18 protein-coding genes are annotated in these 23,984 nt (G+C 72.5%); 11 read left to right on the forward strand and 7 right to left on the reverse strand.

Annotation, left to right across the window (positions count from 1 at the left end):
- The 3 genes from AB0G28_RS21675 to AB0G28_RS21685 all read right to left on the reverse strand — a co-directional run.
- On the reverse strand, positions 1 to 194 hold a 194-nt coding region (locus AB0G28_RS21675), incomplete at its 3' end, for a hypothetical protein (RefSeq protein WP_361091514.1).
- Positions 154 to 810: a 2-oxoacid:acceptor oxidoreductase family protein gene (locus AB0G28_RS21680; protein ID WP_361091517.1), complete on the reverse strand. Its 657-nt coding sequence runs from the start codon at positions 808 to 810 to the stop codon at positions 154 to 156. The genes AB0G28_RS21680 and AB0G28_RS21675, both read right to left, overlap by 41 nt.
- Positions 807 to 1,700, reverse strand: a complete 894-nt coding sequence (locus tag AB0G28_RS21685; RefSeq protein ID WP_361091519.1) for a fructose-bisphosphate aldolase — start codon at positions 1,698 to 1,700, stop codon at positions 807 to 809. The genes AB0G28_RS21680 and AB0G28_RS21685 overlap by 4 nt, the downstream gene beginning before the upstream one ends.
- Positions 1,701 to 1,860: 160 nt before the next feature.
- On the opposite strand from AB0G28_RS21685, the gene AB0G28_RS21690 reads away from it, so the two are divergent.
- The 6 genes from AB0G28_RS21690 (at position 1,861) to AB0G28_RS21715 (ending at position 4,781) form a co-directional block, all read left to right on the forward strand.
- Positions 1,861 to 2,211 carry a spore germination protein GerW family protein gene (locus AB0G28_RS21690; protein WP_361091522.1) on the forward strand — a complete coding sequence of 117 codons (351 nt, stop codon included), beginning with the start codon at positions 1,861 to 1,863 and terminating at the stop codon, positions 2,209 to 2,211.
- Positions 2,212 to 2,226: 15 nt separating this feature from the next.
- The gene (locus AB0G28_RS21695; RefSeq protein WP_361091525.1) at positions 2,227 to 2,664 is read left to right on the forward strand and encodes a pyridoxamine 5'-phosphate oxidase family protein; all 438 of its coding nucleotides are present in this window, start codon (positions 2,227 to 2,229) and stop codon (positions 2,662 to 2,664) included.
- A gap of 183 nt (positions 2,665 to 2,847) precedes the next feature.
- Positions 2,848 to 3,591: an FAD:protein FMN transferase gene (locus AB0G28_RS21700; RefSeq protein ID WP_361091528.1), complete on the forward strand. Its 744-nt coding sequence runs from the start codon at positions 2,848 to 2,850 to the stop codon at positions 3,589 to 3,591.
- Between the two features lie 43 nt (positions 3,592 to 3,634).
- Positions 3,635 to 4,153: a DUF2231 domain-containing protein gene (locus AB0G28_RS21705; protein WP_361091531.1), complete on the forward strand. Its 519-nt coding sequence runs from the start codon at positions 3,635 to 3,637 to the stop codon at positions 4,151 to 4,153.
- 161 nt (positions 4,154 to 4,314) lie between these two features.
- Complete coding sequence (locus AB0G28_RS21710; RefSeq protein WP_361091534.1) at positions 4,315 to 4,539, forward strand: hypothetical protein; 225 nt, start codon at positions 4,315 to 4,317, stop codon at positions 4,537 to 4,539.
- A gap of 11 nt (positions 4,540 to 4,550) precedes the next feature.
- Positions 4,551 to 4,781: a hypothetical protein gene (locus tag AB0G28_RS21715; RefSeq protein WP_361091537.1), complete on the forward strand. Its 231-nt coding sequence runs from the start codon at positions 4,551 to 4,553 to the stop codon at positions 4,779 to 4,781.
- Positions 4,782 to 5,091: 310 nt separating this feature from the next.
- On the opposite strand, the gene ppdK is transcribed toward AB0G28_RS21715, so the two are convergent.
- The 3 genes from ppdK to AB0G28_RS21730 all read right to left on the reverse strand — a co-directional run bounded on the left by ppdK (position 5,092) and on the right by AB0G28_RS21730 (position 8,997).
- On the reverse strand, positions 5,092 to 7,911 hold the full coding sequence (gene ppdK, locus AB0G28_RS21720) for a pyruvate, phosphate dikinase (RefSeq protein ID WP_361091540.1): 2,820 nt from the start codon (positions 7,909 to 7,911) through the stop codon (positions 5,092 to 5,094).
- 99 nt (positions 7,912 to 8,010) lie between these two features.
- Positions 8,011 to 8,391 carry an HPF/RaiA family ribosome-associated protein gene (locus AB0G28_RS21725; RefSeq protein ID WP_361091543.1) on the reverse strand — a complete coding sequence of 127 codons (381 nt, stop codon included), beginning with the start codon at positions 8,389 to 8,391 and terminating at the stop codon, positions 8,011 to 8,013.
- Positions 8,392 to 8,697: 306 nt separating this feature from the next.
- A complete protein-coding gene (locus AB0G28_RS21730) occupies positions 8,698 to 8,997 on the reverse strand; it encodes an EthD family reductase (RefSeq protein ID WP_361091546.1) in 300 nt (99 codons plus the stop codon).
- A 149-nt stretch (positions 8,998 to 9,146) separates the two neighbouring features.
- Between AB0G28_RS21730 and AB0G28_RS21735 the strand changes: the two genes are divergently transcribed.
- Positions 9,147 to 9,920, forward strand: a complete 774-nt coding sequence (locus AB0G28_RS21735; RefSeq protein ID WP_361091549.1) for a hypothetical protein — start codon at positions 9,147 to 9,149, stop codon at positions 9,918 to 9,920.
- Positions 9,921 to 9,971: 51 nt separating this feature from the next.
- On the opposite strand, the gene AB0G28_RS21740 is transcribed toward AB0G28_RS21735, so the two are convergent.
- Entirely contained in the window at positions 9,972 to 12,821 is a 2,850-nt protein-coding gene (locus AB0G28_RS21740; protein ID WP_361091552.1) for a BTAD domain-containing putative transcriptional regulator, read from the reverse strand.
- Between the two features lie 131 nt (positions 12,822 to 12,952).
- Between AB0G28_RS21740 and AB0G28_RS21745 the strand changes: the two genes are divergently transcribed.
- The 4 genes from AB0G28_RS21745 to AB0G28_RS21760 are packed head-to-tail and all read left to right on the forward strand — an operon-like array spanning position 12,953 to position 23,962.
- Entirely contained in the window at positions 12,953 to 15,478 is a 2,526-nt protein-coding gene (locus tag AB0G28_RS21745) for a hypothetical protein (protein WP_361091555.1), read from the forward strand.
- The gene (locus AB0G28_RS21750; protein ID WP_361091558.1) at positions 15,475 to 20,085 is read left to right on the forward strand and encodes a kelch repeat-containing protein; all 4,611 of its coding nucleotides are present in this window, start codon (positions 15,475 to 15,477) and stop codon (positions 20,083 to 20,085) included. Before AB0G28_RS21745 ends, AB0G28_RS21750 begins: the two co-directional genes overlap by 4 nt.
- Positions 20,082 to 22,028, forward strand: a complete 1,947-nt coding sequence (locus tag AB0G28_RS21755; RefSeq protein WP_361091561.1) for a S8 family serine peptidase — start codon at positions 20,082 to 20,084, stop codon at positions 22,026 to 22,028. The genes AB0G28_RS21750 and AB0G28_RS21755 overlap by 4 nt, the downstream gene beginning before the upstream one ends.
- Positions 22,025 to 23,962: a S8 family serine peptidase gene (locus AB0G28_RS21760; protein ID WP_361091564.1), complete on the forward strand. Its 1,938-nt coding sequence runs from the start codon at positions 22,025 to 22,027 to the stop codon at positions 23,960 to 23,962. Before AB0G28_RS21755 ends, AB0G28_RS21760 begins: the two co-directional genes overlap by 4 nt.
- The last annotated feature ends 22 nt before the right edge of the window (positions 23,963 to 23,984 follow it).

The raw sequence follows: 23,984 nt of genomic DNA on the forward strand, positions 1-23,984 counted from the left end.
GACTCGACGTTGACGAACTCGCACGGCGTGAGGGCGCCGGACTTCACCAGCTCGGCGAGGCCCTCGACGATGTGGGTCTGCGGCGAGATCGGGTACGCGCAGACGACCTCGGGACGGCACAGCGCGACCGCTTCGGCGACGGCCCGGGATCCCTCAATCTGCCTGAGCACCGGCCAGCTCCTCCCGCTCGGCACGGACGAACCCGTAGGCCGCGGTCGCGGCGGCGATGTTGCCGTCGGCCTTCGGCCCGCTGAACCGGCCGGCGATCGCGGCGATCACCGACCGCAGCTGGACCACCCCGGTCAACGCGGCGAACCCGCCGAGCAGCGCGGCATTGGGCACCGCCCGGCCCAGGTGCTTCTTCGCCAGCTCGGTCGCGGGCACGACGAGCAGGCGCTCCCGCCGGAACCCGCGGACGAACTCGCCCAGGCCCAGCTCGCCGAAGCCGTGCGCGGAGTTCACGAGCAGGTAGCCGTCGGGTTTCAGGCCCTCGAAGACGTTCACCTGGTGCAGCAGGGTGGCGTCCTGGATGATCAGCGCCCCGGGCCGGACGATCGGTTCCCGGGTGCGGATCGCCGCGTCGGAGATCCGGCAGAACGACACCACCGGCGCGCCGGTGCGTTCGGAGCCGAAGCTGGGGAACGCCTGCGCGTGCCGCCCTTCGGTGAACGCGGCGACCGACAGCAGCTCGGCCGCGGTCACCACGCCCTGGCCGCCACGGCCGTGGATGCGAACCTCGGTAATGCCGGGGCTTCGCCCCGAGCCGGGGGCTCCGCCACCCGGACCCCCGAAAGATGTGGTGATACTCATGCGCTCGGGTATTTCGCGAGGATGTCCCGCAGCGCGGCGACGAACCGCAGGGACTCGTCGTGCTCGCGCTGCCAGACGTTGCGGCCGAAGATCAACCCGGTCGCCCCGGCCTCCATCGACTCCCGCGCCTTCTCCAGCATCGCGTCGTCACCGGCCTTGCCGCCGCCGGAAACCAGCAGCAACGTCCGCCCGGCCGACCGGACGACGGCGTCGATCGCCTGCTGGCCGGTCGTTTCCTGGGCGTAGCCACCGGGAACGTTGTCGATCTTCGCCGGGTGCGGGAAGTTCACCTTCACGACGTCGGCGCCGAGCTCGGACGCGGTCCGGGCGGCGTAGTCGACGGCGTAGAAGGAGTCGCGGCCGCCCTTGGCGTCGATGGCCGAGCCGCGCGGGTAGGCCCAGACGATGAGCGGCATGCCCAGGCGGTGCGCGTCGGCGCGGACCTGCCGCAACTGCGCGAAGTCCTGCTCCTGCGCCGGAGTCCCGACGTAGAGGGTGTAACCGACGGCGTCCGCGCCCAGCCGGACCGCGTCCTCGACACTGCCGTGCAGCGGGGACAGCGCCTCGGCGTCGGACGGGATCTCGGTCTTGCCGTTGAGCTTCAGCACCAGCGGCAACTCGCCCGCGTAGTCCCAGTAGAACTTCTCGGCCAGCCCGATCTGGATCGCGATCCCGTTGAAACCGCCCTCGATGGCGAGCTTGAGGATGTACTTCGGGTCGCTCGCGGCCGGGTTGGCGAAGAAGTCGCGCGGGCCGTGCTCGAGGCCCTGGTCGTAGGGCAGGAAGAACGCGGTGCCGTTGCGCAGGCCGTGCTCGTGCAGGATGCGGTGCAGCCGGGTCTTCTTGCCGGTGTTCAGCCCGAGCTCGGCCAGCGGGGGACGGTACGCCATGACGGCCTCCGGAGTCGCTGAATGCGTGACGGACCCAGCAAATCGCGGCGGGGTGACCGCCACCGCTGGCGAACGCCACCGGCACCGGGGCCCTCGGTCACCGGCCGAGGGGACCATCGGCTCTGTGGTTCCGGCGCGCCGCGCGGTGACACTTCGCCGCATGAAGGTCGACGAACTGCTCGCGAAGGCGAAGGACGGGCTGGAGACCAAGATGGTCTACGGCGAGCCGTACGAGGCCGACGGTGTCACGGTGATCGTGGCGTCCAGTGTCGGCACCGGCGGTGGCGGCGGCGACAGCCGTGACGAAAAAGGCCGTTCCGGCGAAGGCGGCGGGTTCGGGCTGTCGGCCAAACCGGTCGGAGCCTACGTCATCAAGGACGGCAAGCTCCGCTGGGAACCGGCGATCGACGTCAACCGCCTCCTCGCGACACTGGGCGCGATCACCGTCGCGGCGCTCTTCGCCGCCACGCGGCTGGCGAAGCTCAAGTACCGCGCCGAAGCGCCGGACTGACCCGGTGCGGGACCGATGAGCATCCCCGAACTGCGTGTGCTGGGCCCGGTTCGCTGCCACGCGCTGCTCGCCTCCGTGCCGCTCGGCCGGCTGGCTTTCGTCCGCGACGGGCGGCCGGCGATCCGGCCGGTCAACTTCACCGTGGCGGGCGACGCGATCTGGCTGCGAGCGGGCCGGAACTCCTGGGCCGACCGGCTCGACGGGCAGCCGGTCACCTTCGAAGCCGACGCCTACGACCCCGGCGGCCACACCGGCTGGAGCGTGATCGTCAGCGGGGTGGCCGTCCTGACGACCGACGTCGAGACCGTGGCCGCGCAGTTCGGGGCCGGCTTGCGCTCGTGGGCTCCCCCACCGCGCGACCGGCTGCTCCGGATCGGCGTCGACCGGATCGAGGGCCGTCGGCTGGTCCTCCGGCCGGAGGCGGACGACGCGACGGAGTCGGGACCACCGTGACCCGACCACCCGTTCTTCTCTTACCGAACTCTCACCCGGGTCACGTCGACGGCTAACCGGGCACCGGAAGGGTGGATTCCGCAGGAGTCATCACGCCGCCACGAGGAGCCCGATGTCCGCCACCGTCGTCACCCGCCCGGCCGTCGCGCGGTCCCCGCAGCCGGCGACCGGCCAGGCCCACCGGTGACGACCACGCACCGGTACCGCCGGTCCTGGACGCGGCCGGTCATGGGGACGGCGGCCAGCCTCCACCTGCGCGGCCCGCGCATCGACTCCGACCCCGCCGTCGAACCGGCCGTGGCGGCCGTGTTCGGGCACCTGCGCACCGCCGACGAGCTGTTCAGCACCTACCGGCCCGACAGCCAGGTCAGTGCGCTCCGCCGGGGTGAGCTGCCCCGCGACGAGTGGCACCCGTGGCTCACCGAAGTGGTGGCGTTGTGCGCAGAGGCGCGCGATCGCACGGACGGCTACTTCGACGCGTGGCTGCCCGGCGGTTTCGACCCGTCCGGCCTGGTGAAGGGCTGGGCGACCGGGAACGCGGCCGCGCACCTCGCCCGCCTGCGCGGGCTCGACCACTACCTCAACGTCGGCGGCGACATCACCGGCCGGGTCGGCGTCACGAGTGCCCCGCCGTGGCGGGTCGCCGTCGAAGACCCGGTGGCCGACGGAGCCTTCCTGACGATCCTCGAACTGCGCGCCGGGGGCATCGCGACGTCCGGGTCGGCCGCCCGCGGCGCGCACATCGTCGATCCGCACACCGGCACTCATCCGCGCGAGCTGCTCGCCGTGACGGTCGTCGGGCCGACCCTGCTGTGGGCGGACGTCTTCGCCACGGCGGCGTTCGCCCGGGGCGGCGAAGACGTCGCCGAATGGGTCTCGACGCGTGCACCCGGTTATCGCGTCGCGGCACTCGCCCGCGCTCCGTGAGCACCCGGCGCCCCCGATCCGTTCACCCTCCACAAAGGACATCATGACCACCGTCAACGGCCTGCCCGCCCACGTGCTGCTCGTCCACGCCATCGTCGTCCTGCTGCCCCTGTCCGCGCTACTCCTGGTGCTCACCGCCCTGTGGCCGGCCGCGCGCGCCAAGCTCGCCGGGCCGAACGCGATCCTGTCCGTCCTCGTCGTGGTCCTGGTGCCGATCACCACCGAAGCCGGCGAATGGCTGGAACGGCGGGTCGCCCCGACGCCGCTCGTGCGGGCCCACACCGAGCTCGGCGACACCGCGCTGTGGGTGGCGATCCCGGTGGCCGTGGTGGCGCTCCTCGTCTGGTGGCGCCGCCGCGAGAGCGTGCGGGCCGAGACGGCCGGCCGCCGCACGTTCCTGGCCCCGGCGTCGACCGCGGTGACGGTGGTGCTCTCGGTCCTCGCCGTGGTGGCCGCGGGCGCGGCGGTCTACGACGTCTACCGCATCGGCGACTCCGGCGCCCAGGCCAGCTGGCAGGGCCAGTTCAGCGCGACCCCGGCACCGCGCGGCGCCGATCGCTGATCCCGGGCGGCGCGCGCCGGTCGTGGGCACAAGGGCCCGGCGGAACGTGAGGAAGTGCTCACGCGGGCCGGGCTTCCGCCTCTGACCGGGTTCACCTCCCTCGGGGAATCCTCGTGCTACGGGCAGAACGCCCGGTACATCCCTGCGGACAGGAGGCCGCGATGAGCGTCGCCCACCAGGATCGGAACCCCGGACCCGCCCGGGCGGGCGGCTTCCCCAACGGCCTGCGGGTACGCGCGCACGGCGGCCGGTTCACCGGGCGCACCGGCGTCGTGATCGGCCGCGCACCCGACCTCCGCCCCGGCTCGGTCTGGGTCGAGTTCACCCCGGGGGACGCCCGGCTCGTCCCCGGCTACCGGCTCGACGTCGCCGAGCCGGACGGCTGAGGGGTACCGCCGTGCTCGACGAGCCGACGCCCGCGGAGCGCAGCCGTGCCCTCCGGGTGGTCCGGCGGCACACCCACGACAGCCGGGACGAAGCCGAGCTGATCGCGATGCTCGGCCTGGACCACGCCGAACCGGCAGCGCCGGAGCGCCGGCCACACGGCGAGCTGTCCGCCGCGGAGCTGTACGACATGCTGGCGCCGTTCGCCGCCGAGCAGGCCCGCCGGCCCGAAGACGCGCGGTGACCTGGGGATTCCGCCGGCCACCGGGTACCGGCCTGTCGCGGCGCCATTCGGGGATGACCCGGCCGGCTCCCGGCTTCCGTCCGATCGGCGGAACTCCGGTGGTGACCTTGGTCCTCGCCGGAGGGCCCGAAGCTCCCTGGGGACGCGGGCGCCTCGATGCGCCCCAATGTGGCGTTGGGTGCGTCCAACGCACCCAACGTGGCGTTCGGTGCATCCAACGCACCCAACGCGGCATTCGGTGCATCCAACGCACCCAACGCCACATTGGGGCGTTTGAGCGGGGCCGCCGTCAACGAAGGACGCGCGACAACTAGCGGTTGTCGACAGCGCTGTCGGCTTGACCGACGGCGGCGCGGCCGGCCTCGAGCCGGGCCACGGGGACGCGGAAGGGCGAGCAGGAGACGTAGTCGAGGCCCACCTCGTGGAAGAACCCGATCGACGCGGGGTCGCCGCCGTGCTCGCCGCACACGCCCATGACGAGGCCCGGGCGGGTGGCCCGGCCCGCGGTCACCGCGTCGGCGATGAGCTTGCCGACGCCGTCGCGGTCGATCGTCTCGAACGGGGACACCGCGAAGATGCCCTCGGCGAGGTAGGCGGGGAAGAACGACGCCTCGACGTCGTCGCGGGAGAAACCCCACACCGTCTGGGTCAGGTCATTGGTGCCGAAGGAGAAGAACTCGGCCGACCCGGCGATGCGGCCCGCGGTCACCGCGGCCCGGGGGAGCTCGATCATGGTGCCGATCTCGTACGGGAACGCGGTCCCGGCGGCGACCTCGTCGAGGATGCGCCGGGCGCGTCCGGCCATGATGTCCAGCTCCCGCACGTCGCCGACCAGCGGAACCATGATCTCCACCCGCGGGTTCCCGCCCGCGCGAACCCGGTCCGCGGCCGCTTCGGCGATGGCGCGCACCTGCATCTCGTAGAGGCCCGGCACGACCAGTCCCAGCCGCACCCCGCGGGTGCCCAGCATCGGGTTCTCCTCGTGCAGCCGCTCGACCGCGCGCAGCAGGGCTTCCGGCGCGTCCGGCCGGCCGAGCGCTCGGGCCACCGCCACCTCGGCGGTCAGCGCGGTGCGGTCGGGCAGGAACTCGTGCAGGGGCGGATCCAGCAGCCGGATGGTCACCGGCAGCCCGTCCATCTCCGCGAAGATCTGCCCGAAGTCCTTGCGCTGCAGCGGGAGCAGTGCCGCGAGCGCGGCGTCGCGTTCGGCGTCGGTCCCGGCGACGATCAGCCGTTCGACCAGGACCCGCCGTTCCCCGAGGAACATGTGCTCCGTGCGGCAGAGCCCGACGCCGGTCGCCCCGAGGCGACGCGCCCGTCGCGTGTCCTGCGGAGTGTCGGCGTTCGCCCGCACCTCGAGCCGCCGCCGGGCGTCGGCGTGGGTGATGATCCGGTCGACCGCCTGCAACAGGGCGTCGCTCCCGGGCTCCCGGCGGCCTTCGAAGTAGTCGACGACCGGGGAGGGCACCACGGCGAGTTCGCCGAGATGGACCTCGCCGGCGGTGCCGTCGATCGAAATCACGTCGCCTTCGGCGACCACCGTGCCGTCCGCCGTCGTGAACCGGCGGTTCGCGACGTCGACGTCCAAGGACTCGGCCCCGCAGACGCAGGTCCGCCCGAGCCCGCGCGCCACGACGGCGGCGTGCGACGTCTTGCCGCCGCGGCTGGTGAGTACCCCGCGGGCGTGGATGAGCCCGTCGAGGTCGTCGGGGTTGGTCTCCTTCCGCACCAGGATGACCGCGGCACCTTCTTCGGCGCGGCGGACCGCGGTGGCGGAGTCGAACACGGCCTCGCCGACCGCCGCGCCCGGGGACGCCGCGACGCCGGTGGCGACGGGCGAGGTGGCGGTGCCGGCGAAGCGGGGGAACATCAGCTGGGCCAGCTGCGCGCCGGTGACCCGTCGCAGCGCCTCGTCGGCGTCGATCACGCCTTCCTCGCGCAGGGCTTCGGCGATGCGGAACGCGGCGGCCGCGGTGCGCTTGCCGACCCGGGTCTGCAGCATCCACAGCTTGCCCCGCTCGATGGTGAACTCGATGTCGCACAGGTCGCGGTAGTGCTCCTCCAGCGTCTGCATGATCCCCAGGAGCCGCTCGTAGGGTCCGGGGTGCAGGTCGGCGAGCCGGTGCAGGGGCAGCGTGTTGCGGATGCCCGCCACGACGTCCTCGCCCTGGGCGTCGGCGAGGTAGTCGCCGTACACGCCGGGTGCGCCGGTGGCCGGGTCGCGGGTGAACGCGACGCCCGTCCCGGAGTCCTCGCCCAGGTTCCCGAACACCATCGCGCACACGTTCACCGCGGTGCCGAGGTTCTCGGGGATGTGCTCGGCGTGGCGGTACACGTGGGCCCGGTCGGTGTTCCACGACTCGAACACCGACCGGATCGCGAGGTCCAGCTGCTCGCGCGGGTCCTGCGGGAATTCCCGGCCCGCCTGCTCGCGGACGACGTCCTTGAACGTGGTGGTCAGTGCCTTCAGGTCGGCCGCGTCCAGGCCGAGATCACCGGTGACGCCCTTGGCGTGCTTCGCCGCCCGCAACGCGTCGGCGAAATGGGCGGCTTCGACACCCAGCACCGTCGTGCCGAACATCTGCACCAGCCGCCGGTAGGAGTCCCACGCCAGCCGCTCGTCCCCCGACCACGCGGCGAGCCCGGCGACCGATTCGTCGGTCAACCCGATGTCGAGGACGGTATCCATCATCCCCGGCATCGAGAACCGCGCGCCGGAGCGGACGGAGACGAGCAGCGGCTGATCGACCTGCCCGAGCTTGCGGCCCATCGCCCGCTCCAGCGCGTGGAGGTGCTCCCCCACCTCATCGGCCAGCCCCTCGGGCGGCGCGCCCGCGGCCAGGTACGCCCGGCACGCCTCGGTGGTGATGGTGAACCCCGGCGGCACCGGCAGCCCCATCACGGTCATCTCGGCGAGGTTGGCCCCCTTGCCGCCGAGCAGGTCCGCCATGAACCGGTTGCCCTCGGCGAAGTCGTACACGTACTTGCGCATCGTCATCTCCCAGTGGGGTCCGAAGTAGACCTTGCGGCGCTCGACCTCGCCGTCGGCCGCCGTCGTCGGAAGACCGGCAGCCGGACGGCCGGCGCGGGATGCCTTCCCCCGGGGTGGGCCGCGCTCGGTCTTCTCCATCGCACCAAGCCGCGGCCGCGCCGGACACCGCACAACGGTCCACCGATGGGTGCCGTAAGTCATCGTTCGCGAGGGCTGTTGGTCCTCGCCGGGGGTTTCTCAGTGCGAGCCGGCGGCCTCGACCGGGCCGGCCTGGACCTCCTGGTGCCGGAGGGAGTCCCCGCCCTTGTGCCCGTACCACCGGCCGAACTTGGTCTCCAGCACGCTCTCGAGCTTGCGGACGGCGCCGTGGCACGCGTCGGTCACCGAGCCGGCGTGATGGGTCACCGAAACGGCCCCGTGACCGGCGAGACGGGCTTCGAGCACACACCGCCGGTCCACCCCGGCACCGCGCGCGGCGATTTCGTCGCCGAGGTGGACTTCCAAGCGGGTGATCCGGTCGGCGGACCGGGACAACGCGGACTCGAGCTCCTGCTCGATGCGCCGCAGGAGGGCGTCACCGCCGTGCACGTTCTTGTCGGTGCTGATCTGGATCTGCATGCCCTGATCATTCTTCGCCGCGCGCGGGTTCACCCAGGACCACAGGTCCCTTGCCCGGAGGACCAAAGGCTCACGAGCCGGCGGCGTCGCCGGCTCGTGAAGTACCGCTGCGGACGACGGCGGTGGCCGGCGAAAGCCGTTTCACCGACCGCGCCACGGCCGTGAGCACCACGCCCTGCCGAGCCGGCGGTGGCCGGCAGCGCACCGTCACCCGCACGCCGCCGGCCCACGCGGAGCGACCCCGCCCGGCTGAGCGCGTGACCGATCCGTCCGAACGGGACACTGCCCCCCGTTCGCTCCGAAAACTCAGCTGAGCGGGTAGTGGATCATCTCCACCCCGCCGGTGGCGTAGTTCGGCACGTCCGCGGCCACCGCTTTGCCCTCTTCGGACCCCAGCGCCGCGGCCATGGCTTCGGCCGACTCGAAGTCGGCGTGGAAGACGGCGAAGTACCGGGGCTTCCCGCCGAGCGAGGCCACGTCGAACGAGTACTGCGACCGCAGGAGACCGGGCAGCTTCGCCGCCAGCGGCAGGTGGGTGCCGACGTAGTAGTCCCGGAAGTGGGCTTCGTCGGCGGGCGGCGGGTAGAGCACGGTGAGCCGGTGCATCGGGTTCCTTTCGGTGGCGGTCGCTCCCAGCGTGACACACCTCGGGTCACGGCTGCCGCCCCGACCGACCTGCGTTGTCGACGGTTTGTCGACGCGCTTTGCCACCGTGTGTTCCACCGAACCGGCATGGAACGAAGAACGGAGGCGGCATGCGCACCATGTACGACGCTGTGACAGCGGCGAACATCCCCCGCACCGCGGCCATGGTCGCCGGATACATCGACAAGATCAAGCTCGAGCCGTGGACCGATGCGGACTGGGCGCGGTTCCCGAACGCGGTGAAGGTCCGCATCGTCAAGAAGGCCTCGACCAACGCCGGGCACGTGCTCGACGTCGAGCCCGGTGACGCCACGCCCGCGCAAGCACCGGGCTGGGTGCGGCTGCGCCGGGCGGCCGGGGCGGACCCGTCGGTCTACTGCAACGCCTCGACCTGGCCGTCCGTCCGGGCGGCGTTCCGGAGCGCCGGTGTCGCCGAACCCCACTACTGGATCGCGAAGTTCGACGGCGATCCCACGATCCCCGCCGGTGCGGTCGCCAAGCAGTACCGCGGCAACGTCGCGCCCGGCTACGACATCTCGTCGGTCGCCGACCACTGGCCCGGGGTCGACTCCATCCAACCCTCCACCTCGGAAGAAGGTCTTGCCATGCTGGCTCCCGCCGCCGACGACGACTACGTCTCCATCCCCTGCAACGGCCGGAGCAAGCTGTTCGTCGCCGCCCATTTCGGACGCAAGGTCACCGCGATCGAGATCTGGGCCATCGGCGACAGCCCCGCCGATCCGGCCGAGTCGCGCGTGACCTTCGTCGGTGGCGGATTCGCGTTCGACCCGGACCGGCCGGGCCCGATCACGATCCCGGCCAACACCCGCACGGTGAACCTCCGCTACAAGGCGGATCACTCGTTCACCGGCTGGTGCGACTGACCGCACCGCGAGCGACGCGCACGGCCCGGCCGGGTGGGGACTCGGCCGTGGTCAGGCCCGGCTGGTCACCGCCGGGCCGGTACGGCTCAGCCGCGCCTCGACGTCCCGCGCGGCTTCGTCCAGATTCTGCGCCCGGTAGAGGGCCGCAGCCCGCTGCCAGGCCGCCCGGGCCTGGCCGGACCGCCGGAGGCCCTGGTGCGCGTCACCCATCGCGGTGAGGGTGGCCGCCTGCCGGTAGGTGTTGTCCAACCGGTACCAGTGGCCCAGAGCCCGCTCGTAGTGGCGCAGGGCCCCCGCGCTGTCGCCGGTGCCGGCCGCGATCGCGCCGAGGTTGTCCAGGCTGTCCGCCTGACCGTAGACATCGCCCTGCTCGCGGCAGCGGGCCAGCGCGGACTCGCAGTACGCGCGCGCCCGGTCGTGGTGGCCCAGCCGGGTGTGACAGGCACCCATCATGCTGAGCGCCCTGGTTTCCCACTTCTCGTCGCCGACCTCGCGGTAGAGGTCCCGCGCGCTGGTGACGTGGGCGAGTGCCCGGCGGTCGTCGTCCTGGTGGGTCCAGGCGAGCGCCAGCACGAAGTGGGCACCGGCCTGCCCCAGCGTGTCGCCGATGCGCTCGGACAGCGCCAACGACCGGTTCAGGTGGCGCATCGCCTCTTCCCGACGGCCGAGCGGGGCGTAGACCAGGCCGAGCCGCCGGTGCGCGCGGGCCTGGACCCCGGCGTTCTCCAGCCGTTCGGCCGCCGCCAGGCCCGCGCGCCAGGCGGCGATGTTCTCGTGCAGGTGGCCGCGCCGGTAGTGGTAGTTGTCCAGCGTCCAGGCCAGCTGCCAGACGGCCGTGTCCCGGCCCGCGTTCCCGGCCGCCACCCGCGCGGCCACGACGCACCGGTGGTTGGTGTCGAACCACGCCATCGCCGCGGTGTCGTCGGGCAGGGCGACCGGGACGCAGCCCACGGCCGGCTCGCCCAGGTCGATGGGCGGGTGCTGCTGGTCGAGCAAGCGGCTGGCCGCGTAGGCGGTGTGGAGGTAGAAGTCCACGACCCGGCGCAGGGCCTCGGCCCGGGCCGGCTCCGGCTCCTCGGTCAGCGCGACGGCGCACGCGTGCCGGCGGACCAGGTCGTGGAGCCGGTACCGGCCGGTGACCGGCTGCTGCACGAGGTGGTCGTCGACGAGGCCTTCCAGCAGCTCGTTCGCCTCGGTGCGCGACACCCCGGCGAGGGCGGCCGCCGCCGGCACGTCGATCTCCGGGCCGGGGTGCACGCCGAGCAGCCGGAACATCCGGCGTGCCGGCTCGTCCAGCCGCTCGTAGGACAACGCGAACGCGGCCCCGACACTGCGGTCCCCCACCGACAGTTCGGCGAGCGTGGAACAGGCCTCCCCCAGCCGGTCCGCCAGGTAGCGCACGGTCCAAGCGGGTCTCGAGCGCAGCCGCGCGGCGGCGATGCGGATCGCCAGCGGCAGGTGGCCGCACCGCTCGACGACGTCGAGGACCGCGCCGGCCTCGGCCGCCGCCCGCTCGTCACCGACGACACCGGCGAACAGCGCGACCGCGTCCGCCACCGGCAGCACGTCCAGCGACAGGGTGCGCGCGGACTCGAGGTCGACCAGCCTGCGCCTGCTGGTGATCAGCGTCAGGCTGCGCGCGGTGCCGGGCAGCAGCGGGCGGACCTGCGCGGCGTCGGCGGCGTTGTCCAGCAGGACGAGCACCGAGCGCGCCGCCAGCTCCGCGCGCCACAACGCGGCGCGCGCGTCCAGGTCGGCGGGGATCCGCTCGCCCGGCACGCCCAGTGCCCGCAGCAGGCTGTCCAACGCGGCCGCCGGGTCGATCGGCGGCTGGCCCGGTGTGTGGCCGTGCAGGTCGATGAACAGCTGGGCGTCGGGATAACGCTCGGCCAGCCGGTGCGCGGCGTGCACCGCCAAGGTCGTCTTGCCGACGCCCGCCATGCCGTCCAGCGCCTCGATGACCAGGGCCAGCCCTGGCGCGTCGAGCCCGCTGCCGAGCAGCCGGTCCAGCTCCGCCCGGCGGCCCGCGAAGTCCGCGATGTCGCCCGGCAGGTCGCTGCGCACCGGCCGGGCCGGCTCGGCGCGCACGGTCACGGCGGCGGGGGCCGCGGGCGCGTCGAGCCGGCTGTCGTTCGCCAGTACCCGCCGGTGCACCTCGACGAGCCGCGGCGAGGGGTCCAGGCCGAATCGTTCGACAAGCACGGTGCGGGCACGGGCGAACGTGTCGAGTGCGTCGGCCTGCCTGCCCGCCCGGTACAGCGCGATCATCAGCTGTCCCCACAGCCGCTCGTGCCCGGGGTGGCGCCGGGTCAGCTCGGTGAGCTCCTCCACCAGGACCGTGCCCGCACCGGTGGCGAGTTCCGCGTCGACGCGGCCCTCGACCGCGCCGAGGCGCAGTTCGTGCAGCCGGGTCGCTTCGGCGCGCAGCTGCGGGACGTCGTGGAACTCGGCGTAGGCGTCCCCGCGCCACACCCCGAGAGCGGCGGTGAGCTGTTCCGCCGCCGTCGACGGCTCGGTCGCCAGTGCTCGCCGCCCGGCCGCGACCAGCCGCTCGAACCGCGCGGCGTCGACCGCGTCGGGCGGCGGCTGCAGCAGGTAACCGGCGGGATGGGTGGTGATCAGCTCGGCCGCCGGCACCAGCGAGTGGCGCAGCCGTGACACGTAGCTGCGCACGGTCCGGTGCGCGTCGCGCGGAGCCTCGGCTTCCCACAGCGCGTCGACAAGCGTTCCCACCGAGGTCACGCGGCCGGCGTTCGCCGTGAGCAGCGCGAGAAGCGTGCGGATGCGGAAGCCGCCGAGATCCAGGACCCGGTCGCGCACCCGCAGCTCGAAGGGACCGAGCACCTGGAACCGCGGCCCGTCCGCGTCGCCGTCCGGTTCGTACCCCGAATCCGCCCTCACGCCGTACAGGTGAACCGGCCGCGCCGCCAGATACGCCGGAGCACTTTCGGCAAGTTGTCGACGGGTTGTCGACGAACTGTCGACCGCCGCTGCGACGGTGGGAGACGCCAGCGCAACCGGGGGGACACCGCATGACCATCGTCCGGCTGAAGTGGGCGGACACCGCCGCCACCGACCTGCACCTGACGCCCGGCCTCTCGTCGCCGGAGCTCGTCCGGCTGCTCCGCGTCGACGACCTGACCGACGAGACGCTCACGCAGGACCAGCCCTTGCCGGCGGGTGCCACGGTGACGTTCACGCCGCAGCTGAAGCCCGGCGACCACGGTCTCGAGCTGACGGCCGCCGGCGAGGTCACGGTGAAGACGCTCGCGCTGCGCGGGCATTCGTTCCTCCTCAAGGTCTCGCTGGACCGCGACCCGGCGATCACCACCCGCATCCGGATCCACGTGCACGAGAAGGTCTCCGCCCTGTGGCTCACCCCGGCGCGCTTGACCGTGCGACAGGGGTCCAGCCGGGCGCGGTTCTCGGTGCTCGGCCTGTTCGACCAGGTGCTCGACGGGACCGTGGTCGTCAGCGAGGGCGTCATCGGCGACATCACCAACTGGTCGCCGTTCCGGGCGCCGGACGCGAACGAGCTCACCTACGTCCACCTCGCGCACACGGCCACCGCCGCGCTCACCTGGTCGGCCACCGGCGGCCCGATCACCGTGGACGCCCGGACCGGGGTGCTCACCGCACCGGTCGAGTCCGGCCCGGACACCAAGGTGACGGCGACCGCCGCCGGGCTGCACGCCGACGGCACGGCCGTCTGCGGCCCGTCCTGGTCCACCCACGTGCGGCTCGCGCACCTCGGCGGCCCCGGCGTGAAGCAGGTCGAAACCGTGCCGAACATCCTCTTCCTGCCCGACGGCTTCCAGGACACCGCCGCCGACCGGGCGCAGTACAACCGGCTCGTCGGCATCGTCAAGGACCGGCTCGAGAGCCGGCCCCACACGCGGCCGTTCGCCGCCCTCACCGGCCGCGTCAACTACTGGCGGGGCTGGGTGCCCTCACCCGAGGCGGGGATCACGGTGCTCGACGAGCTCGACCCGAGCCCGGCTCCGGGAGAACTGCCGAAGACAGCGCTGCCCCTGCCCCTGCCGAGCGAGACCCGCCCGGCCACCGGCTGGTCGCTCGCCGACGTCGTCAACGCCATCGGCCTGCCGAACCCGGCCGACTACCCGGCCGGCACCACCGTGGAGAGCAAGATCGGCTTCCTGCAGAGCGTCTACGGCGACCTGATCACCGCGGACCTGCTGCGGCCGCGGTTCGCCCAGTGGGTCGCCCTCAACGACCGGCTGCTGCTCAACGAGCGCGACACCGCGTTCCACATGGCGTTCAGCGAGCGGCCGTCGGCCGACGTGAACCTGCTCGAGCACTACCTCTCGCCGAACCCCCGCCGGATCTCCGACAACGACTTCAACAAGTTCCTCGACGCGCTCCGGGGCGAGGACGACGACGTCCTCCCGGCCGGGCTCTGGTCGACCGGCAAGGACCGGAACCGGGTGGTCGTGCTCTGCCGGTCCTCCCGGCACGGCGGTCTCGCGAGCCGGCGCAAGGTGAGCGACGACTCGACCGGGATCACCGTCGGGGTGAGCCTGGCCGCCCGCCAGTTCCACCAGGTACGGCTCAACGACGGGGGCAACGGGTTCGACCTGAAGCCGGACGACATCCCCACCGACGTCTTCTACGCGGTGTGGCTGACCGTCGCCCACGAGCTCGGGCACTCCTTCGGCCTTGGCGACGAGTACGGCGGGCGGACCACCGCGCCGACACCGCTCAAGATCCGCCAGGTGCGGGCCACCCCCAACGTCCAGGACCGCGCCTCGCTCTCCGCCGACGGGACCCCCGGCGGGCCGATCGACGTCGGGAAGATCAAGTGGGCCGAGTGGCCGCGGATCGCCAAGGCCGGGGTGCTGAAGAACGGCATGACGGCACCGGCCGCCGTCCCGTTCACCGTCGACCTCGCCGACGTCAAGGCGAGCAGGCTGCGGACCGACGACATCGTCATGTTCCGCCGCCGCCCGCTGGCCACGGCCGGGGCACCGTCCTCGATCTGCAAGGTCACCGCGGTGGACGCGGCGGCCAACCGGGTGACCGTCGAGCCGTTGTTCGGCGCGACCATCGCCGCCTTCCCGGCCGGGAGCATCCTGCTGGCCTACGTCCGCAAGCCCGACCCCGACTTCAAGAACGGCAAGTTCGGCGGCCTGCTGACCCTCTCCGACCCGGACGTGCTCCAGCGCATCACCGACACGCAGAACCCGCTGAACGCCGCACCGGGCGACAACCAGGGCCGGGCGTGCGGCAACGTCAAGCTGCCGGTGCCGACGTTCGCGACCAACTTCCCCCACGGCACGGCGCCGAGGCCACCCGACCACTCGTTCTGGACGCTCGGGATCTACGAGAACGGCAGCGAGCACAACTGCGGGATCTACCGCCCGACCGGCACCTGCGTGATGAACCGCCAGTTCTTCGTGGAGCCGAGGACGAACACCGTGAAGCTGTCCGACTTCTGCATCGTCTGCCGCTACGCCTTCGTCGACAACGCCGATCCGACGTTGCACGGCGAAGTGGAGGCGGACTTCCGCGAGCGCTACGGGAAGCGATGGGCGAGATGACCGACCCCACCGGCGACCGCGGCACCCTGGGCCTGATCGCCCACCACCTCGTCGAAGCCCTCCGGCCCCTCGAGGACGCCTTCTCGGACCCGGCCGCCTTCACGACGCTGATGCGCCAGCTCGGCTGGCGGGTGCCCGGCCTGCCGCCGTCCTACCCCGCCGTCGCGGCGGCGGTCACCCAGGCCGTCAACGCGCTCGAACTGCTCGCCGGCGACGCCGGAGCCGAAGAGATCCTCGCCGTCGTCGGCAAAGCCGGGGACGTCTACCGGGCGATCTCGGCGCTGACCCAGGCGCCGGCCGGGATCGACCCCGCGGTGTTCCTCCCCGGGCTGGCCCGCCGGCTCTTCGAATACCTGCTCGGCAGGCAGCTCCTGGCCGAGGCGCCCGACTGGTACGCCGGGCTCGAGGCGCTGGGGATCATCGCGCCCGAGTTCCAGCCGGCCGCCGCCGGCCGCGCCGACCACGTGCGGGTCCGCTTCGACTGGGACCGGATCCCCGCGCTCTTGGCGGATCCGTCGCCGGTGCCGGCCGCGGTCTACGGCTGGGGCACCCCGAACCTGGCCTTCGGCAAGCTCGCCGAACTGCTCGCCGGGCTCGTCGCGGGCCTCGGCCTGCCGGTCACGTTCGACCAGCTGTCCGACGACGAAATCGCTCCCCTGCACGCGGAGGCGACCCAGCCCCCGGACGAAACCGCCGGCCAGGGCCTGACCCTGACGGTCGGCGAGATCGCCCTGCCCGACGGGACGGTGGCGCCGATCGGGCTCCAGCTCACCGGGCTGCCGGCCGACGGCGCCGCGCTGCCCGGCGTGATCCTGCTGCCGCAGGTGCCGGACGGCGTCGACGCGGCCGTGCCGCTCGGCGGCCACTGGTCCCTCGTCGTGCGTGCCGGCACGGACCTGGCCCGGCAGCTCGCCGTGTTCGCGCGGCCGGGCGACGTCGGCGTGCGTTACCCGGGCGCGCCGGGGCAGCCGCTGCCGAGTGCCGGGTTCGGGGTGTCGCTCGTGTTCGCCCCGGACACCGCCGTCCGGTTGTTCGGCCAGCCCGGGCAGACGCGTCTCGAACTGACCGGGGCGAAGCTCGAAGCAGCCGTCGACGTGCGTGGCGGCGAACCCGAGCTGGGGTTCCGCGCCATCGTCGACGGCCTTGCGCTGGTGATCGCGACCGCCGGGGCGGACGGGTTCCTCGCCACCCTGCTGGGCGACACCGAACTGCGGGTGGCGATCCCCGCCGAGCTCGCCTGGTCGAGCCGCTCGGGGCTGCGGTTCGCCACCCAGGCCGGGCTCGAAGTGACCGCGAACCCCGACCTCGACCTCGGGTTCACGCACGTCGACCGCGTCACCCTGGCCGTGAAAGCCGACGGGACGGCCCTGGCGACGCGCGCGCAAGCGGCGTTCTCGGGCACCTTCGGCCCGTTCTCCTACGTGGTCGACGGGTTCGGTGTCGAGCTCCCGGTCGCCTTCGCCGACGGCAACGCCGGCCCGTTCGACGTCGGACTGCGCGTCACGCCGCCGACCGGGGTCGGGCTGGCGGTGGACGCGGGGGTGATCTCCGGTGGCGGTTTCCTCTCCTTCGACGCCGGGCGCGGGGAGTACGCCGGCGCGCTGGAGCTGGAGCTGGCGGACTTCGTGGCGGTCAAGGCGATCGGGGTGATCTCCACGCGCCAGGCCGACGGGTCGCGGGGGTTCTCGCTGCTGATCGTGCTGACCGCCGAGTTCGGCACCGGCCTGCAGCTGGGGGCGGGTTTCACGCTGCTGGCCGTCGGCGGGCTGGTCGGGCTCAACCGCGGGATGAACCTGGCGGCCCTGGTCGAAGGCGTCCGCACCGGCGCGATCGAATCCGTCGCCTTCCCGAAGGACGTCGTCGCCAACGCACCACGAATCCTCTCCGACCTGGCCAAGTACTTCCCACCCGAACAAGGCACCTTCCTGATCGGGCCGATGGCCAAGATCGGCTGGGGCACGCCCACCCTGGTGACCGTCTCGCTCGGCGTGATCATCGAAATCCCGGGCACCATCGCCGTCCTCGGTGTCCTCAAGGCCGCGCTCCCGAACGCCGACAAGCCGCTGCTGGTCGTGCAGGCCCAGTTCGTCGGCGCCCTCGAACTCGACAAGTCCCGGTTGTGGTTCTTCGCGAAACTCTTCGACTCCCGCATCCTCACCATGCCCATCGACGGCGGCATGGGCGTGCTGGTCGCCTGGGGCGACAACCCCGACCTCGTCCTCACCGTCGGCGGATTCCACCCCGCCTACCGGCCACCACCCCTGCCGTTCCCGATCCCCGACCGCTTGTCGGTCGACATCCTCAACCGCAGCAACCAGCTCATCCGCGTCGCCGGCTACTTCGCCATCACCAGCAACACCGTCCAGTTCGGCGCCAAAGCCGAACTACGGCTGGGGTTCAGCGCCTTCCGCGTCGAAGGCCACCTCGGGTTCGACGCCCTCTTCCAGCTGTCCCCGTTCCGGTTCGCCATCCACATCCACGCCCACGTCACCCTCAAAGCCTTCGGCGTCGGCGCCTTCGGCATCGACCTCGACTTCCAGCTCGAAGGCCCGGCACCCTGGCGCGCCCACGGCCGGGGAACCATCGGGTTCCTCTTCTTCTCCATCTCCGCCAACTTCGACATCACCTGGGGCGAAGACCGCGACACCACCCTGCCATCGGTGGCCGTGCTTCCCTTGCTGGCCAACGAAATCGGCAAGACCGAAGGCTGGGAGACCCGGCTTCCCTCGGGCGGGAACCGGGCGCTGGTCAACCTCCGGGACCTGCCCGAGACCGGCGAAATCGTGCTGCACCCGCTCGGCACCCTGTTCGTCCGGCAGCGCGCGCTGCCGCTGAACGTCCGGCTCGACCGCGTCGGCGGCCGGAAAGCCGGTGACGGCAAGCGGTTCACCGTGGCGCCCGTCGACAACACCGGCCTCAAACGAGTCTCGGACACCGGCGACCGCTTCGCCATGGGACAGTTCCAGACCCTGTCCGACGCCGATGCCCTTTCCCGGCCCTCCTACGAAACGCAGGACGCCGGCCTCGAACTGACCGCCGACACCGCCCTCGCCACGGCACGCGTGGTCCGCCGCAGCGCGCGCTACGAACTGCACGTCATCGACAGCACGGCCACGGCAGCGAGCCCCCGTGCGGCCACCCTGGCCGGGCCGCAAAAGCGGTTCCACAGCGTCAGCGGACCGGTCTTCGACGAACTCACCAAGGGCAGCAGCACCAGCCGGGCCGCTCTGTCCGCCCGCCAAGCCACGCAAAAACAACCGTTCGCCACGCAAGACACCGTCCGCGTCACCGAACAACGGTTCGTCGTCGCCTACCGCAAGAGCAACCGGCAGGCGTTCCCGCCCGCCAGGCCGGGACGGCGGGCCCGCGCCGCGGCGGCCACCTTCCGCAGCCGGGCCACGGCGGAGGACGCGCTCGCCGACTTCGTCACCGCGGACCGGACCCTGGACGGTCTCCTGCACGTGATCCCGGTGGCCGAGGCGGCGGCGCCGCCGGCCGCGTCCGGGACGTGGTCCGACGCCGGGCCGTTGCCGGTGCCCGCGTCCTGGACCGACCTGGCCACGCTCGCCGACGGCCGCGTGCTGCTGGCCGGCGGCACCGGCCCGGACGGGGCACCACTCGCCGCCACGGCGTTGTTCGACCCGACCGCCGACGCGTGGTCGGCCGGGCCGTCCCTGGCGACCGGACGCCGGGGGCACACCACGACCCGACTCGGCAACGGCCGCGTGCTCGCCCTCGGCGGGCGGTCCCGCGCCGGCGTGCTCGCCTCGGCGGAGATCTTCGACCCCGCCGCCGGTGCCTGGGCCGCCGCGGCCGCGATGAGCACGGCCCGCCACGGCCACACGGCCACCGCCCTGCCCGACGGGCGGATCCTCGTCACCGGCGGCAGCGGGGTCCGGACCGGCCAGGAGGACGGCGCACTCGCGTCGGCCGAGCTGTTCCAGCCGGCCACCGGGACCTGGACCGCGGCCGCTCCGATGGGCGACGCGCGCACCGGCCACCAAGCGGTCGTCCTCGACGACGGCCGGGTTCTCGTCGTCGGCGGCGCCGTGCCCACGGGGAACGGCCGCGACGAGGCGCTGGCCCACTGCGAGCTGTACGACCCGGACAAGGACGAGTGGACTCCCACCGGAACCCTGTCCCAGGCCCGGAAAGGCCACCAGGCGACCGTGCTGCCCACCGGGCGGGTGCTCGTCACCGGCGGCGACCCGGTCGTCGCCGGCGACGGCACCCTCGACCCGCACAGCCTGGCCACCGCCGAGCTGTTCGACCCCGCCACGCAGAGGTGGTCCGCGGCGGCGGACATGCCCGGCGGCGGCCGCGCCCGCCACCGGCACCTGCGCCTGCGCTCGGAGCTCGTCCTCGTGCTCGGCGGGACCGGAGCGCCGGAAGCGACGGCGGGCTTCCGGTCCGTCCTCGCCTACGACCACACCGACGGGTCTTGGTCCACAGTGGACGGACTGGGTACCGGCCGGTCCGGCTTCGGCTCCGTGGAGCTGGCGGACGACCGGGTCCTGGTCGCCGGCGGGGTCGCGAGCGCGGGCGCGGCCGCCGAAAACCCGGAAGCCGGCACGCCGGCCCAGCGCAGCGAGGTGCTCATCCCATGACGCAGCCCCAGGACTTCCGCCTGCTGATCGGCCCGGAGCCGTTCGACCCCATCGACGTGGCACCCGCCGCGCCCGCGCCGGGCAAGAAGGCGACGGTCGTCCAGTTCACCGCCGCGTTGACCGAGCCCGACGTCGTCCGCCTGAAGACCGCGTACGGCCTGGTCCTCGACCGGTTCATCCCGAACCTGGCCTACCTCGAACGTCTCGACGACGCCACGGCCGCGCGGGTGCGCGCCGACTTCCTCGTCCGGTCGTGCGTCGCGCTGGACCCGGCGCTGAAGCTCGCCCCATGGATCCCCGCCACCGGCACCCCGCTCGAGCTGATCGTGACCCTGTTCGACGACACGGACCTCCCCGCCGCCCGGACGTCGCTGACCGCGGCCGGCGCCCGGGATGTCGAGGTCCTCGACAACCGGGAGATCGGCAGCCACCCCGTCGCGCGGTGCGCGATCGACGACCGGGCGGCGCTGCCGCTGGTCGCGGCCGTCGACGACGTCGTCTGGGTGGAGCCGGAGCAGGCCGCCGTGGCCTTCAACGTCGAAGCGGCGGAGACGATCCAGTCCGGCAGGGTCGGCGAGCACGCGGGCACGATCTGGGACCGGGAAATACACGGCGAGGGCCAAGTGATCGACATCATCGAGAAGGACGGGACGATCGACCTGAGCCACTGCTTCTTCGCCGACGAACCGGTGAACATCCCCGGCCCGCTGCACCGGAAGGTCCTCAAGCTCACCTCGAAGCCCGGCACCGAGGTCAGCGAGCACTGCATGTTCGTCGCGGGGATCGCGGCGGGCAACGCCCTCACCAACCAGGGCGCGCACCCGCACCGGGGCGGGGCGTGGGCGGCCAAGATCGTCTTCCGCACCCGGGACGACCACCTCGTGAACATGCTGGAAGACGGGAAGGAGGCCGGCGCCACCATCCACAACACCAGCTGGGGAGTCGAAAACCCGGACTACGACAAGACCGCACGGGACGCCGACGACTTCAGCTTCCGCAACGAAGAGCACGTGGTCGTCGGCGCCGGCGCCGATTTCCACGACAACGACAACACACCGCCGGGCATCGCCAAGAACGTGCTCTGCGTCGCGGCGACCGACGCCTTCCCCCTCGAGCTGCACCTGACCGAAGGGGTTCCCGGACCGACGCGTCCCGACCGGCGCCGCAAGCCCGAGATCATGGCCGTGGGGGCCGGGATCAGTTCGGCGCTGCCGCGCTCCTCGCCGACCCCGGGTCCCTACTGCGAGACCGGTCCGCCGAAGGTGTTCCACGCGGCGGCGACGAGCTGGGCGGCCCCGAACGTCGCGGCCGCGGCCGCGCTCGTGCGCCAGTACTTCACCGAGGGGTACTACCCCCGCGGTGAGCGGCTGGGCAACCGGCCGTTCTTCCCGACCGGTGCGCTGATCCGGGCCGTGCTGCTCAACTCGACGGTCGACGTGACCAGCTCCGACCTCCCCAACGTCAGTGTCAAGGGCTACCCGACGAACGCCGAGGGCTGGGGACTCATCCGGCTCGATCGCACCCTCTTCTTCCCCGGTAGTCCGCGCCGGCTGTTCGTGAACGACGTACGGCACCTGGCCGGCGTGGCGCTCGCCCAGGTGCAGTCGAAGAAGGTGCGGGTCGAACGCCTGGCCGAGCAACTCAAGATCACGCTGGTGTGGACGGACCGGCCACCCGCCGAGAGCTCCTTCCAGCGCCCGGCGTGGAACGTGCTCCGGCTGGAAGTGCTGGACCCGCAGGGAACCAGGTACTTCGGCAACGACATCGACGTGCCGACGGGCCTTTCGAAGCCGAACGGGACCGGTTCGCCGGACATCGCCAACAACGTCCAGATGGTCATCGTCGACGAGCCGGCCATCGGCGACTGGACCATCAGCGTCCGCGGCTCCGCCGTCTTCGGCACCCAGGGCTACGCACTCGTGGTGTCAGGAGGCTTGAAATGACCGACTTCCGCGTGTGGATCGGCCCGGAACCGTTCGACCCCGCCGAGTCGCCGGCGGCCGCCGCAGCACTGGCGCCGGCCAAGAAGGCGGTGCTCGTCCAGTTCCGGGCGTCCCTGAACGAGCCCGACGCCGCCCGGGTGAAGGCCGCGTACGGAGTCCGCCTCGACCGGTTCGTCCCGAACTTCTCCTTCCTCGAACGGGTCGACGACGACACGGCCGCGAGGCTGCGCGCCGACTTCCTGGTGCGCGCGTGCGTCCCGCTCGACCCGGCGTTGCGGCTCGCCTCCTGGATCCCCGCCGGCGTCACCCCGCTCGACCTGATCGCGACCCTGTTCGACGACGCGGACTCCGCCGCCGTCGCAGCCGCGCTGGGCGCGCTCGGCGCGCGCAACGTCGTGCTCACCGACAACCGGGCCTTCGGCGGCAGCCAGTACGCCGACTTCACCCTCGACGACCGGGCCAAGCTGCCGCTGGTCGCGGCCATCGACGAGCTGGTCCTGGTCGAGCCGGTCCCGGAGCGCGAGGTCACCGACGTCCCCGCGGCCCAGGTCCTCCAGTCGGGCGTGGCCGGCCTGAACACCACCCCGATCTGGGACCACGACCTGCACGGCGAGGGCCAGGTCATCGGGCTCATCGACAAGGGCCACCTCGACCTGAACCACTGCTTCTTCAACGACCCCGACGAAGCCAAGGCCGGCAAGGACCACCGCAAGGTGCTCGCCATGTTCGACCAGAACACGCCGGACGTCACCGAGCACTTCATGTTCGTCGCGGGCATCGTCGCCGGCAACTCGCTCGCCCAGAACGGCACGCACGAGCACCGCGGCGGCGCGTGGGCGGCGAAGCTCGTCTGCCGCAGTCTCGACGACCTGTTCCCGCCGATCGGGCTCAAGATGGAGGGCATCCTCCAACGGGGGAAGGAACTCGGGGCCGCCATCCACACCAACAGCTGGGGCGGCGTCATCCCGCGGTACAACACCGACGCCGTCGGCGCGGACAAGTTCAGCTTCGACAACGAGGAGCACGTGGTGATCGCCGCCGCGGCGAACACCACCGACCGCGGCACCGGCAACGGCGCGCCCGGGATCGCGAAGAACGTGTTGTGCGTGGCCGCGTCGCAGGGTCCGCCCGACCAGATGAAGTCCGGCAGCGGAAAGCCGGGGCCGACCACCGACGGGCGGCGCAAACCCGATCTGATGGCGGTGGGCAACGGCATCCAGTCCGCGTCCCTGAAGCGGGACTCGACCGCGCTCTACTGCGACACCGGTCCCTACTTCAAGAACCCCGACCTGGCGGCGACGAGCTGGGCGACGCCCAACGCGGCGGCCGCCGCCGCCCTCGTGCGCCAGTACTTCAAGGAGGGGTGGTACCCCCTCGGCGAGAAACGAGACGATCGCCGGATCGATCCGACCGGCGCGTTGATCCGGGCGGTGCTGCTCAACTCGACGACGAACATGACCGGCGTCGCGGGCTATCCGTCCGACGTCGAAGGCTGGGGGCAGATCCAGCTCGACCGCACCCTCGTCTTCAAGGACGGCCGCCGGCGCCGGCTCCTGGTGAACGACATCCGCAACAACGCCGGGCTGGAGCAGGGAACAAGCGCCTCACGGCTCTTCATCGCCGGCGACGACCACGAACAGCTCAAGATCACGCTCGTGTGGACGGATCCGCCCGCGGCGGAGTCGGCGACCCGGCCGACGAGGAACGTCCTCAAGCTGACCGCGCGGGACCCGCGGGGGATCACCTTCCTGGGCAACGACTTCGACACCACGGCCGGGGAGTCCCGCGAAGGCGGCACGGGCCCGGAGGACCGGCTCAACACCGTCCAGATGATCGTCGTGGACCGGCCGTTCAAGGGCCCGTGGATCATCACCGTCAGCGGAACCGTCGTCTTCGGCAATCAGGGCTACGCCCTTGTCGTCACGGGCGCATGACATGAACGACACCAGCACCGAG

The sequence above is a fragment of the Amycolatopsis sp. NPDC021455 genome (assembly GCF_040640995.1).
Taxonomy (GTDB): domain Bacteria; phylum Actinomycetota; class Actinomycetes; order Mycobacteriales; family Pseudonocardiaceae; genus Amycolatopsis.

What these genes read in the sequence shown, in the direction of transcription:
- AB0G28_RS21680 (WP_361091517.1), bottom strand. Translation starts at nt 810, where the DNA reads ATGAGTATCACCACATCTTTCGGGGGTCCGGGTGGCGGAGCCCCCGGC.
- AB0G28_RS21685 (WP_361091519.1), bottom strand. Translation starts at nt 1,700, where the DNA reads ATGGCGTACCGTCCCCCGCTGGCCGAGCTCGGGCTGAACACCGGCAAG.
- AB0G28_RS21690 (WP_361091522.1), top strand. Translation starts at nt 1,861, where the DNA reads ATGAAGGTCGACGAACTGCTCGCGAAGGCGAAGGACGGGCTGGAGACC.
- AB0G28_RS21695 (WP_361091525.1), top strand. Translation starts at nt 2,227, where the DNA reads ATGAGCATCCCCGAACTGCGTGTGCTGGGCCCGGTTCGCTGCCACGCG.
- AB0G28_RS21705 (WP_361091531.1), top strand. Translation starts at nt 3,635, where the DNA reads ATGACCACCGTCAACGGCCTGCCCGCCCACGTGCTGCTCGTCCACGCC.
- AB0G28_RS21710 (WP_361091534.1), top strand. Translation starts at nt 4,315, where the DNA reads ATGAGCGTCGCCCACCAGGATCGGAACCCCGGACCCGCCCGGGCGGGC.
- ppdK (WP_361091540.1), bottom strand. Translation starts at nt 7,911, where the DNA reads ATGGAGAAGACCGAGCGCGGCCCACCCCGGGGGAAGGCATCCCGCGCC.
- AB0G28_RS21725 (WP_361091543.1), bottom strand. Translation starts at nt 8,391, where the DNA reads ATGCAGATCCAGATCAGCACCGACAAGAACGTGCACGGCGGTGACGCC.
- AB0G28_RS21730 (WP_361091546.1), bottom strand. Translation starts at nt 8,997, where the DNA reads ATGCACCGGCTCACCGTGCTCTACCCGCCGCCCGCCGACGAAGCCCAC.
- AB0G28_RS21735 (WP_361091549.1), top strand. Translation starts at nt 9,147, where the DNA reads ATGCGCACCATGTACGACGCTGTGACAGCGGCGAACATCCCCCGCACC.
- AB0G28_RS21745 (WP_361091555.1), top strand. Translation starts at nt 12,953, where the DNA reads ATGACCATCGTCCGGCTGAAGTGGGCGGACACCGCCGCCACCGACCTG.
- AB0G28_RS21750 (WP_361091558.1), top strand. Translation starts at nt 15,475, where the DNA reads ATGACCGACCCCACCGGCGACCGCGGCACCCTGGGCCTGATCGCCCAC.
- AB0G28_RS21755 (WP_361091561.1), top strand. Translation starts at nt 20,082, where the DNA reads ATGACGCAGCCCCAGGACTTCCGCCTGCTGATCGGCCCGGAGCCGTTC.
- AB0G28_RS21760 (WP_361091564.1), top strand. Translation starts at nt 22,025, where the DNA reads ATGACCGACTTCCGCGTGTGGATCGGCCCGGAACCGTTCGACCCCGCC.